Genomic DNA, 11969 nt, shown 5'->3' on the forward strand with positions numbered 1-11969 from the left:
CGCCATCGACGTCCCCGTCGTCGTCACCGGTGAGTCGCCCCCGGCACCATCGTCAACCTCGATGCCACGACCATCCAGGTCGAGGCGGAGGCCACCCACATCCCCGAGAACATCGAGGTCTCGGTCGAGGGTCTCGAGGAGGGGCGCGCACATCACCGCCGCCGACGTCACCCTCCCGAAGGGCTCGACGCTCCTCACCGACGCCGAGGTCCTCGTGGTCGCGATCTCCGTCCCGGCCGCTCCGGTCGAGGACGAGGAGACCGAGGGCGAGTCCGCCGAGGGTGCCGCGAGGCGTCCGAGGAGGCCGCCGCGGAGTGATCTCCGCCTGCTTCATCACGGAGGGGACGGCGATCGGATCGCGTCCCCTCCGTCGTATCCTGACCGGGGTGACGGCTCCGGCGAGAGAGGACGAGGAATGGCAGCCACCTGGCTCGTGGTCGGTCTCGGCAATCCGGACCCCGCTATGAGGCGACCCGCCACAACATCGGCCAGATGGTCGTCGATGAGCTCGCGGCACGCCGCGGAGAGAGCTTCCGGGAGCACAAGGGGGGCGCGCGCGTCGTCGAGACCTGGCTCCGGCCCGGTGCCGACAAGCTCGTGCTCGCCAAGCCGAACACGTTCATGAACGTCTCGGGAACCCCTGTCGCAGCGCTCGCCCGGTTCTACTCCGTCCCTCTCGACCACGTGGTCGTCGTGCACGACGAGCTCGACATCCCGTTCGACACGGTCAAGCTCAAGACCGGAGGAGGGCACGGCGGGCACAACGGCGTGCGTGACATCGCGCGGGCCCTCACGAGCCCGGACTTCCCGCGGGTGCGGGTCGGCATCGGCCGACCGGCGGGGCGCCAGGATCCTGCCGACTGGGTGCTCTCCCCGTTCGGCAAGGACGAGCGTGCGAACCTTCCCCCTGCTCGTGGGTGACGCCGCGGACGCCGTCGAGCTCCTCGTCGGGGAAGGCCTGCTCGCCGCGCAGCAGAAGCATCACGCACCGCGCTGACCGGCGCCCCGCGGGGGTCAGGTGGTGAAGGTGGCGTATCTCGCGGCGCCGCCGACGGCGAAGGCCGTGAACACGGCGACGAAGAAGATGACTGCGCCGAGGACGGCGACGATCAGCGCGGCGATGCCCGCTCCACGTCCCTGCTTCGGCGGATCGCGATGATGCCCAGCACGATCGCGGCGATGCCGAGAACCGTGCCGGCCCAGAACGACAGCTCCGTCCACAGCACCTGATCACGCGCGGGGGACAGGAACCCGAGATCTCCCGAGGAGCCGCTGATTGCCCTGCGGGATGCGGCGGCCCACCTCGAACGCGCTGGACGCCGCCGATGATCGGCATGACGACGGCCGCGAGGATCGAGAGGCCGAGGGCGAGCAGGCCGAGGAACCCCGAGGGCTTCGGCGCGGCATCCGGCGCGGTGTACGTGCCGGACGGTGCTGCGTAGCCGCCCACGGGCACCTGATACGCCCCCGGAGGCGCAGCCGGGGGGTGGCCGGCTGGCCGTATCCGCCGGCGGGCGGGTACGGTGCCGGAGCCCTCGGCGGTACGGACGCGTACGCGGGCGGCGGGATCGCACCGGAGACCGAGTCCTGCGGGACCGAGGCCGCCGGAGGGGCGGGCGGAACGGCGCCGGACGGAGGGGGCAGCTGCGGATCGGTCACGATGTCATCCTAGGGTGGCGCGCGGCTCAGACCCGGCGCAGCAGTCCGACGCGGTCGTACACGTCGGACAGCGTCCGATCGGCGACGGCATCGGCGCGGGGCGGCGTTCTCGGCGAGGATCCGGTCGAGCTCGGCCGGGTCGTCGAGGAGTTCGAGAGCACGGTCGCGCACCGGAGCGAACTCCTCCACGACGACCCTCGGCGAGGCCCTTCTTGAAGTCGCCGTATCCGCGACCCGCGTACTCGTCCTCGATCGCGGGGATCTGGCGTCCGGTCAGCGCGGCGTAGATGGTCAGGAGGTTCGAGACGCCCGGCTTGGCCTCGCGATCGAACCGCACGGTGCCCTCGTTGTCGGTCACCGCGCGCATGATCTTCTTCGACGACTTCGCCGGGTCGTCCAGCATCCACAGCACGCCGGCATCGCTCTCGGCCGACTTCGACATCTTGGCCGTCGGATTCTGCAGGTCGTAGATGCGCGCCGTCTCCTTCTGGATGACCGGACCGGCACCGTGAAGGTCTCGCCGAACCGCGAGTTGAAGCGCTCCGCGAGGGTCGCGGGTGAGCTCGACGTGCTGCTTCTGGTCGTCGCCGACCGGCACGACGTCCGTCTGGTAGAGCAGGATGTCGGCGGCCATGAGCACGGGGTAGGTGAAGAGGCCGACGCTGGTCGCATCGGCGCCGTAGCGGGCCGACTTGTCCTTGAACTGGGTCATCCGTCCGGCCTCGCCGAAGCCGGTGATCGTGCTGAGGATCCAGGCGAGCTCGGCGTGCGCACGCACGTGCGACTGCACGTACAGCGTCGACTGCGAGGGCTCGATGCCCGCCGCGATGTACTGCGCGGCGGTACGGCGGGTCTTCCTCGCGGAGCTCTGCCGGGTTCTGGGCGACGGTGAGGGCGTGCAGGTCGACGACGGAGAAGAACGCGTCGTACGAGGTCTGGAGCTCCCGCCACTGCAGGAGTGCGCGATGTAGTTGCCGATCTGGAGGGAGTCGGCCGGAGGGCTGCATTCCGGAATAGAGACGAGGCTTGTTCACCCGTCAATCCTATGCGTCCGCGCCGCGGACCCCTGCGCCGGCCGATCCCTTACGCTGACGTCATGACGAGCGGTGCGCCTCCGACGCGAGGACAGGTGTTCCTCGACGCGTTGGGCGCGGACGCCGAGCGTCTGCACCCGGAGATCCTCGCGCAGTATCGCGCTCCCCCGTCGCGGCGGGGCACGCGGAGGGGGTGTTCGCCGTCGCGGGGAGCCGCTTCGGTCGCGCAAGCCGGTCTCGCGCGTCCGATCGTCGGGCCGGGTCTTCTGGTGCCGACATCGGGACGAGATGTCCCGTTCGTGCTCCGCACGGCCTCGGGGCGCACAGAGACCGGCCCGCGCGACGCTCGACTCCATCCGCGAGTTCCGTTTCCCCGGACGGACCGCGCGGATCGTCGACCGGCTCACGGTGAGCGTGCGGCCGGGACTGGTCCGGAATCTCCTCGGTGCCCGAGGCCGCGTGGAGCTCATCGAGGAGTGCAGCGTGACGGCGGAGGGCTTCCTGCGGATGCGCACCGTCCGAGTCGCGCTGCGGCTGTGCGGGTCGGCGGTTCGCGCTGCCCGGTCCGCTCGGCGTGCGCGTGGACCTGATCGACGGCTGGGACGCGGAGCACCGCCGGCGCACGATCGATATGCGTGCCGTGAACACCCCGCTGCTCGGCACCGTCTTGGAGTACCGCGGATGGTATCGGGAGTCGGAGCCGTCGCCCTCGGAGCAGCCCGACCCCGGGTCAGTAGGTGTAGTCGACGACGACCGGCGCGTGGTCGCTCCAGCGCTGGTCGTACGCGGCCGCACGCGCCACGTGGTACGCCTGGACGCGCTCGGCGAGAGCGGGCGTGGCCAGGTGGTAGTCGATGCGCCATCCCGAGTCGTTGTCGAAGGCCTTCCCGCGCATGGACCACCAGGTGTACGGCCCGTCCACCTCGCCGTGGAAGCGGCGGCCGACGTCCACCCAGCCCAGGCCGGTGCCGACCGAGCCGTCGACGCCGGTGACCGGGGTCCCGGCCTCACCGAGGAAGCGATCGAAGTAGGCGCGCTCACGCGGCAGGAAGCCGGCCTTGGTGCGGTTGCCGCGCCCAGTTCTTGATGTCGAGCTCGCGGTGCCCCACGTTGAGGTCGCCGGTGACGAGGGCGAGGGCGCCGTCGGTGTTCAGGCTCGCCAGTCGCGCTTCGAAACGCGTCGAGGAACTTCCACTTCTCGTCCTGCTTCGGGGTGTCGGCCTCGCCGGAGTGCACGTAGGCGCTGACGACGGTGAGCGGACGGTCGCCGATCAGGAAGTCGGCCTCGATCCAGCGCCCCTTGGAGTCGAAGTCCTCCGGGCCGAAGTCCGCCCGGGAGGCGAGCGCGGGGAGGCGGCTGGCGATCGCGACGCCTGCGCGCCCCTTGGCCGTGGCCTCGTCGTGGACGAAGGTCCAGCCGGGGAGGGCGGCCTCGATGTGCTCGTCCTGCCCGCGCACCTCCTGAAGGGTGAGGATGTCGATGTCCGCGGCGTCCAGCCACGTGCTCATCCCGTTGCGGGCGGCCGCCCGGATCCCGTTGACATTGACCGAGGCGATACGCAGGTGAGGCATTCCTCCAGCCTAACGAGCACCGCCGACATCGCGGTTCTGACGGTGATCGAGCTCGGAGAGCAGGCGCTGCGCGAGAGGGGAGGTCGGGGGCGCGGGCGGGGGAGCAGAGGTCTCCAGTCGCGCGACCTCGTCCTCCGCCTCGCGGACGGCGTGCCCGGCCGCCCAGCTCCGATACCACGGGGCCTCGTCTTGCGCGGCTCGGGCGTCGCGCAATCGGATCCGCGCCGCCGCGAGCAGGGTGGCGTGCTCCGCCACCCGCCGCTCGGCCTCCGTCGGCAGCAGGAGCGGGAGGTCGCGGTCCTGGGCGGCGACGGCGATCCAGGAGGCGGCGACGAGCATGACCACCCCGTTCACACCGGAACCACAGCAGCAGCCCGACGAAGATCGCGAAGGTCGCCAGCAGGGGATTCGACGGCGTGTAGCTCAGGAGGAACCCGACCCCGAACTGCAGCACCGTCATGGCCGCGCCGCCGAGGAGGGCGCCCGGCCAGATGGTGCTCCAGTGCAGCGAGGTGCCGGTGAGGAAGCGCACCATCGCCGCCAGCGCCCCCGTCAGCAGGACGAACGACACGAGCACCGTGCCGATCCGGATGCCGAGGTTGAGGCCGTCCGATCCCGCGTCCCAGCCGAGGAGCGAGAGCACCCAGCTCAGCACGGCGGCGCTGGCCGAGCTGAGGGCGGAGCCGAGGATCAGCGAGACACCGAAGATGAGGGCGGCGAGGAGGTCGCGCGCTTTGAGGAGGAGGTAGCTGCGGCGGTCGGGCTCGAGGCCGAAGATGTCCCGCACGGCTCGCCGGGAGAAGGTCACCCAGCCGATCGCCGTCCAGATGACCGTGCCGAGCGCGATGAGGCCGGTGATTCCGAGGAACCCGGTGGTGTTCGACGCGATCTCCTGCACCTGTGCGGGCGTGAAGACGCCGCCCTCGTCGAGGATGAGGTTCGGGATGTAGTTGTTGATGATGTCGATGAGCCCGTTCACGGCCTCCTCGCTGCCGCCGAGCCAGAGCCCTGTGATGGCGAACGCGAGGTAGACCGCGGCGAAGATGGCGAACAGCGCCTGGTAGCTCACCCCGGCGGCGAGCAGGAAGCCGTTGTGTTGCAGGAAGTGACGCCACACCCGCACCGGGAAAAGACCGAGGGTCCGCCGCGTCAGCGCGGTCGCGCGCTCGACCGCGGCATCGAGGCGACCATCGGTCGCCGAACCGGGCTCGGACACGCCCCCACCCTACCCAAGACCGATCACGCCCTTCCGCGAGAACAGGCACAGACGCGAGAACAGGCGGCCCCGTCCGGGACCGCCTGTTCTCGCGTGAATGCCTGTGTCGGCGCGTCAGGGACGGCCGCGGAGGACCGCCTGCTTGACCTCGGCGATGGCCTTGGTGACCTCGATGCCGCGGGGGCACGCCTCGGAGCAGTTGAAGGTCGTGCGGCAGCGCCAGACGCCTTCCTTGTCGTTGAGGATGTCGAGGCGGACCGCAGCGTTGTCGTCACGCGAGTCGAAGATGAAGCGATGCGCGTTGACGATGGCCGCCGGGCCGAAGTACTGTCCGTCGGTCCAGAACACCGGGCATGACGAGGTGCACGCGGCGCAGAGGATGCACTTGGTGGTGTCGTCGAAGATCTCGCGGTCGGCGATGGACTGCGTGCGCTCCTTGCCCTTCTCCGGCACGGAGTTCGCGACGAGGAACGGCTGCACCTCGCGGTACGACGCGAAGAACGGCTCCATGTCGACGACGAGGTCCTTCTCCAGCGGCAGGCCCTTGATGGCCTCGACGTAGATCGGCTTCGAGATGTCGAGGTCCTTGATCAGCGTCTTGCACGCCAGGCGGTTGCGGCCGTTGATGCGCATGGCGTCGGAGCCGCAGATGCCGTGGGCGCAGGAGCGCCGGAAGGTGAGCGAGCCGTCGACCTCCCACTTGATCTTGTGCAGGGCGTCGAGGACGCGGTCGGTGGAGTAGAGCTCCACGTCGTAGTCGACCCAGTGCGGCTCGGCGTCGATCTCCGGGTCGAACCGACGGATGTTGAAGGTGACGATGAAGGACTGGATCCCGGTCTCTTCCGTCGTGTCTGCCGGGGCCTCGGCGAGGGCGTTGGACATGCTCAGTACTTCCTCTCCATCGGCGGGTAGTTGAACTCGCCCTTGTCGTTCTTGGTGAAGACGACGGGCTTCCAGTCGAGCTTGATGTGGTCGCTCGGGTCGGAGGAGTGCGGGTCGCCCGTGAGGTACGCCATGGTGTGCTTCATGTAGTTCTCGTCGTCGCGCTTCGGGAAGTCGTCGCGCATGTGGCCGCCGCGGCTCTCCTCGCGGTTCTGTGCGGCGTAGACGACGACCTCGGCGATGTCGAGCAGGAAGCCCAGCTCGACCGCCTCGAGCAGGTCGGTGTTGAACCGGTGGCCCTTGTCGTCGACGTGCACGTTCTTGTAGCGCTCACGGAGCTCGGCGATCACGCCGAGGACGTGCTGGAGGGATTCGTGCGTGCGGAACACCTGCGCGCCCTTGTCCATCTCGTCCTGCAGCGTCTTGCGCAGCACGGCGATCCGCTCGGTGCCCTGGTTGTTGCGCAGGCCCTCGAGCATGTCGGAGACGAACGCCGCGGGGTTCTCCGGAAGCGGGACGAAGTCCGCCGTCTTGACGTACTCCACCGCGTTGCGACCCGACCGCTTGCCGAACACGTTGATGTCGAGCAGCGAGTTCGTGCCGAGACGGTTGGCGCCGTGCACCGAGACGCAGGCGCACTCGCCGGCGGCGTAGAGACCGGGGACGACGGTGTCGTTGTCCGCGAGCACCTCGCCGTTGTTGTTCGTGGGGATGCCACCCATGGCGTAGTGCGCGGTGGGCATGACGGGCACCGGCTCGACGACCGGATCGACGCCCAGGTACGTGCGGGCGAACTCGGTGATGTCCGGGAGCTTGGTCTCGAGCACCTCGGCGCCCAGGTGCGTGCAGTCCAGCAGCACGTAGTCCTTGTGGGGACCGGCGCCGCGGCCCTCGGCGACCTCCTGGACCATGCAGCGCGCGACGATGTCACGAGGCGCCAGGTCCTTGATGGTGGGGGCGTAGCGCTCCATGAACCGCTCACCGGAGGCGTTGCGGAGGATCGCGCCCTCACCGCGCGCACCCTCGGTGAGGAGGATGCCGAGGCCGGCGAGACCGGTCGGGTGGAACTGGAAGAACTCGAGGTCCTCGAGGGGGAGGCCCTTGCGCCAGACGATGCCCACGCCGTCGCCGGTGAGCGTGTGCGCGTTGGAGGTCGTCTTGAAGATCTTGCCGAAGCCGCCGGTCGCGAAGATCACGGCCTTGGACTGGAAGACGTGCAGCTCGCCCGTGGCGAGGTCGTACGCGACGACGCCGGCGACCTGCGTCGCCCCCGCCGCGTCCTTCACGGTGATGAGGTCGAGCACGTAGAACTCGTTGAAGAAGTTGATGCCGAGCTTGACGCAGTTCTGGAACAGCGTCTGCAGGATCATGTGGCCGGTGCGGTCGGCGGCGTAGCACGCGCGGCGGACCGGGGTCTTGCCGTGCTCGGCCGTGTGGCCGCCGAAGCGGCGCTGGTCGATCTTGCCCTCAGGGGTGCGGTTGAAGGGGAGGCCCATGTTCTCGAGGTCGATGACCGCGTCGATGGCCTCCTTCGCGAGGATCTCCGCCGCGTCCTGGTCGACGAGGTAGTCGCCGCCCTTGACGGTGTCGAAGGTGTGCCACTCCCAGGAGTCCTCCTCGACGTTCGCGAGGGCCCCGCCGCCATGCCGCCCTGCGCGGCACCGGTGTGCGACCAGCGTCGGGTACAGCTTGGAGATCACGGCCGTCTTCGCTGCCGGGGCCGCCTCGATGGCCGCCCGCATGCCGGCGCCGCCGGCGCCCACGATGACGATGTCGAACTGGTGGTAGTGCACGCCGTCACGGACGACGGAATCCTGCGTCTGGGTAGTCACTTCTCGTTTGCCTCTTCTTTCTAGCCCTGCGCCTGGCAGTCTCCCACAGCGTGCTCGACTCGGTCACACCCAGGCACGGGTCGAACGTGAAGACGACCAGGGTGCCGAGGAGATGAGCAGGCCCGCGGCCAGGCCGAGGGCCCAGACGAGCGCCTTGCGCGCGGTGGGGTGGTCACGTAGTCGTTCACGATCGTGCGCATAGCCGTTGGCGCCGTGGATGAGGGCGAGCCAGAGCATCAGCACGTCCCACCACTAGCCAGACGGCGTGGCGAACTTGCCGGCGATGAAGGCGAAGTCGAGGGCGTGGATGCCCTCGCCGACCATGAGGTTGACGAAGAGGTGGCCGAAGATCAGCACGACGAGCACGACGCCCGAGACGCGCATGAAGACCCAGCCCCACTTCTCGAGGTTGATGCCGCGCTGACGGCGGGCGGGAGCGGCGACGGTCTGCGCGCTCATCAGTGTCCTCCTCCGAAGCCGGCGAACGCGAGCATCAGGTGACGCGGCACGAAGCCGGCCATGATGATGCCCCACACGAGCAGCACGCCCCAGAACAGCTGGCGCTGGTACTTGGCGCCCTTCGACCAGAAGTCGACGGCGATGATGCGCAGGCCGTTCATGGCGTGGAACCACGATGCCCGCCACGAGCACGACCTCGCCGATCGCCATGACCGGGTTCTTGTACGTGCCGATGACCGCGTCGTACGCCTCCGGCGACACCCTGATCAGCGCCGTGTCGAGCACGTGCACCAACAGGAAGAAGAAGATGGCGACTCCGGTGATGCGGTGAAGCACCCACGACCACATGCCTTCGCGACCCCGAGGTAGAGGGGTGCCGCGGGGGGTCTTGGACGTGGTTTCGAAATCGACGGTGTCAAGCGAGCGCTTGTGGACACGGTCGTCCTCCCTGGATCGATGTGTTTCGGTCGCGTGCGCTGCTTCGTCCACATCTGGCCTGGAGGAGGGTCAGGCACGCCCGATCGGAGTCCATCCTATTCCCGTGCGGACGCCGCGGGCGACGAAGGGAGCCTAAGTCGAACCCGCCGCTACGCTGGCCTGCATGAGCGAGCCGATCGAAGACTTCTATGCGGTCATCCCCGCCGGTGGCATCGGCAGTCGGCTGTGGCCGCTGTCCCGCGCGGACGCCCCGAAGTTCCTGCACGACCTCACCGGCTCTCGGCCATTCGCTGCTGCGCGATACGTGGGACCGGCTGGAGCCGCTCGCCGGACCGGACCGGATCGCGGTGGTCACCGGCCGCGCCCACCGAGCTGCGGTGGAGGCGGAGCTGCCCGGCATCGCCGACCTCAACGTCTTCCTGGAATCCGAGCCCCGCGAGTCCGCGGCGGCGATCGGGCTGCCGCGGCCGTGCTGCATCGGCGCAACCCGGACGTGATCATCGGCTCGTTCAGCGCGGACCACGTCATCCGGGCACGCGGGTCTTCGAGTTCGCCGTCCGCGACGCCGTCGAGGTCGCCAGGGAGGGCTACATCTGCACGATCGGCATCGCGCCGACCGAGCCGGCGGTCGGGCTTCGGCTACATCAAGAGGGGCCGGAGCTGGTCGTGGAGCGCGCCAGGGAGGCGGCCCTCGTCGAGAGCTCGTCGAGAAGCCGGATCTGGAGACGGCCAGGGCCTACCTCGCCGAGCGCACCTACTGTGAACGCGGGCATGTTCATCGCGAAGGCGAGCGTCCTGCTGGACGAGCTCGCGGCCAACGAGCCCGCCCTGCACGCCGGTCTTCTCGAACTCGCCGAGGCCTGGGACGACCGGGAGCTCCGCGGCCCGCCGTCGACCGCATCTGGCCACGGCTGAAGAAGATCGCGATCGACTACGCCGTCGCGGAGCCGGCGGCGCGGCGCGGGCGTCTCGCCGTGGTCCCCGGCACTTCGACTGGGACGACGTGGGGGACTTCGCGTCGCTGACGAAGCTCATCACGACGGCCGCAAGAACGACCTCGCCGTCCTCGGCCCCGCGCCCGGGTGCTGACCGACGCGGCCAGCGGCATCCTCGTCAGCCAGACCACCCGCGTGATCAGCCTGGTGGGGGTGCAGGACATCGTCGTGGTCGACACCCCGGACGCGCTCCTGGTCACAACGGTCGAGAACGCGCAGCGGGTGAAGGGCGTGGTGGAGTCGCTCAAACTCAACGGCCAGGGCGACGTGCTCTGATGAGCAAGCGCTCCATGCTCATCGGCAAGGGTTGATTTCAGCTTTGTAACCATTGGCCCGGCCGCCCGGGGCCGACGTGCACGAACGTCGAAACACTAGGTAACTTTGATCGATCCGCGATGGCCGCGGGTTCGTTGAGGGAGGCATCCGTGACCATCTCCACCACCAAGAAGCTGCTCGGCGCGACGGTCGCCGCCGTGTCGTCTTCGCTCTTGCCGGCTGCGGTCAGGCGCCGACCGACGAGTCCGAGGGCGGATCCGCCCCCGTCGACTCCGACTTCAAGCCGTGCCTCATCTCCGACGCCGGCGGCTGGAACGACAAGGTCGTTCAAACAGTCGGCCAAGGAGGGCATGGACAGCGCCGCGACGAGCTCGGCATCAAGCCGCTGGAGTTCGAGTCCGCCAACGACAACGACTACGCGCCGAACCTCGAGACCGCCGTCTCCGAAGGCTGCTCGCTCATCGTCTCGGTCGGCTTCAAGCTGTCCGCAGCCACGGTCGAGTCCGCGCTCGCGAACCCCGAGATCGACTACGCGATCATCGACGACTGGGCTGACAACGACTTCGACGGCACCACCGACGCGCCGAACATCAAGCCCCTCGTCTTCGTCACCGCTCAGGCTGCCTACCTCGGCGGCTACGCCGCGGCCGCCTGGTCCGCAGAGGCCGGCGGTGAACAAGGTCGGCACCTTCGGCGGCATGCAGATCCCGTCGGTCGCCGTCTTCATGGACGGCTACCAGCTCGGTGTCGAGAAGTACAACGAGGACAAGTCGGCGACGTCCAGGTCTTCGGTTGGGACGCCGCCACCAGAAGGGCTCCTTCCACGGGCGGCTTCGACGCCAACGACACGGCCAAGCAGACCGCCCAGGGCGTGCTCGACCAGGGTGTCGACGTCATCCTCCCCGTCGCGGCCCGGTCTACCAGAGGCCGCAGCGGCGATCAACGACAGCGGCAAGGACACGCTGATGCTCGGTGTCGACAGCGACCTCGCCGTCGCCGACCCCAGCGTCGCCGACATCACGCTCGTCTCCATCATGAAGGCCATCGACGTGGCCGTCCGCGACGCCGACGCTCGCGGCCGCCGCCGGCGAGTCGATCCGGAGCCCTACATCGGCACGCTCGAGAACGAGGGCGTGAAGCTCTCCGGCTTCGGCGACTTCGAGGCGGACCTGCCCGAGGCCTCACGGACGAGCTGTCCGCTCTCCAGGAGCAGATCATCTCCGGCGACATCACGGTGGAGTCCGAGAACTCTCCCACCCGCTGAGTCGGAGCCGTACCCAGCACGGGGCGAGTGGCGCAGGCTGCCACTCGCCCCGCACTGTGGGCGGCGACGATTCTCCTCGGTGACTCTTCTGGATAAGGTGCAGATATGAAGCTCGAACTTCGCGGCATCACCAAGCGATTCGGCAGCCTCGTGGCGAACGACCACATCGATCTCGTGGTCGAACCGGTCAGATCCACGCTCTCTCGGCGAGAACGGTGCAGGCAAGTCGACGCTGATGAACGTGCTCTACGGCCTGTATCAGGCCGACGAGGGCGAGATCCTCCTCGACGACGTCGTGCAGCACTTCCGCGGCCCCGGAGACGCGATGGCCGCGGGCATCGC

The 11969-nt window shown here is 69.0% G+C and carries 6 protein-coding genes and 9 pseudogenes; 6 read left to right on the forward strand and 9 right to left on the reverse strand.

Features of this window, described 5'->3' with window-relative positions; genetic code table 11:
- A partial coding sequence (locus AB1285_RS20105) for a hypothetical protein (protein WP_429977754.1) occupies window positions 1-198 on the reverse strand: 198 nt, incomplete at its 3' end.
- On the opposite strand from AB1285_RS20105, the gene AB1285_RS20110 reads away from it, so the two are divergent.
- Both AB1285_RS20110 and pth read left to right on the forward strand, forming a co-directional pair.
- Window positions 100-318, forward strand: coding sequence for a hypothetical protein (locus AB1285_RS20110; protein WP_429977758.1), 219 nt, complete (start codon window positions 100-102; stop codon window positions 316-318). The genes AB1285_RS20105 and AB1285_RS20110 overlap by 99 nt on opposite strands.
- 97 nt (window positions 319-415) lie before the next feature.
- Window positions 416-997, forward strand: a pseudogene (gene pth / locus AB1285_RS20115) (aminoacyl-tRNA hydrolase).
- A gap of 666 nt (window positions 998-1663) precedes the next feature.
- Here pth and trpS read toward each other — a convergent pair.
- From trpS to sdhC, 8 genes and pseudogenes are all read right to left on the reverse strand, one after another.
- Window positions 1664-2666: pseudogene (trpS, locus tag AB1285_RS20120) on the reverse strand (tryptophan--tRNA ligase).
- Between the two features lie 757 nt (window positions 2667-3423).
- A complete protein-coding gene (locus AB1285_RS20125) occupies window positions 3424-3645 on the reverse strand; it encodes an exodeoxyribonuclease III (protein ID WP_429977755.1) in 222 nt (73 codons plus the stop codon).
- Between the two features lie 161 nt (window positions 3646-3806).
- Window positions 3807-4265: pseudogene (locus AB1285_RS20130) on the reverse strand (endonuclease/exonuclease/phosphatase family protein); the annotation flags it as partial.
- Window positions 4266-4683: 418 nt separating this feature from the next.
- A pseudogene (locus AB1285_RS20135) lies at window positions 4684-5481 on the reverse strand (YihY/virulence factor BrkB family protein); the annotation flags it as partial.
- 114 nt (window positions 5482-5595) lie between these two features.
- Window positions 5596-6363 (reverse strand): succinate dehydrogenase iron-sulfur subunit, encoded by a 768-nt coding sequence (locus tag AB1285_RS20140; RefSeq protein WP_187661947.1) that lies wholly within the window; start codon window positions 6361-6363, stop codon window positions 5596-5598.
- A 2-nt stretch (window positions 6364-6365) separates the two neighbouring features.
- Window positions 6366-8195, reverse strand: coding sequence for a succinate dehydrogenase flavoprotein subunit (gene sdhA / locus AB1285_RS20145; RefSeq protein ID WP_429977756.1), 1830 nt, complete (start codon window positions 8193-8195; stop codon window positions 6366-6368).
- A pseudogene (locus AB1285_RS20150) lies at window positions 8161-8654 on the reverse strand (succinate dehydrogenase hydrophobic membrane anchor subunit). The gene sdhA and the pseudogene AB1285_RS20150 overlap by 35 nt, the downstream one beginning before the upstream one ends.
- Window positions 8654-9091, reverse strand: a pseudogene (gene sdhC, locus AB1285_RS20155) (succinate dehydrogenase, cytochrome b556 subunit). The pseudogenes AB1285_RS20150 and sdhC overlap by 1 nt, the downstream one beginning before the upstream one ends.
- A 164-nt stretch (window positions 9092-9255) precedes the next feature.
- Between sdhC and AB1285_RS20160 the strand changes: the two are divergent.
- The 4 genes and pseudogenes from AB1285_RS20160 to AB1285_RS20175 form a co-directional block, all read left to right on the forward strand.
- Window positions 9256-10363, forward strand: a pseudogene (locus AB1285_RS20160) (mannose-1-phosphate guanylyltransferase).
- 292 nt (window positions 10364-10655) lie between these two features.
- Window positions 10656-10970 (forward strand): annotated as a pseudogene (locus AB1285_RS20165) (BMP family ABC transporter substrate-binding protein); the annotation flags it as partial.
- A 118-nt stretch (window positions 10971-11088) separates the two neighbouring features.
- Window positions 11089-11736: a hypothetical protein gene (locus tag AB1285_RS20170; protein ID WP_429977757.1), complete on the forward strand. Its 648-nt coding sequence runs from the start codon at window positions 11089-11091 to the stop codon at window positions 11734-11736.
- A pseudogene (locus AB1285_RS20175) lies at window positions 11733-11969 on the forward strand (ATP-binding cassette domain-containing protein); the annotation flags it as partial. The gene AB1285_RS20170 and the pseudogene AB1285_RS20175, both read left to right, overlap by 4 nt.

This window comes from Microbacterium sp. NRRL B-14842 (assembly GCF_050470785.1).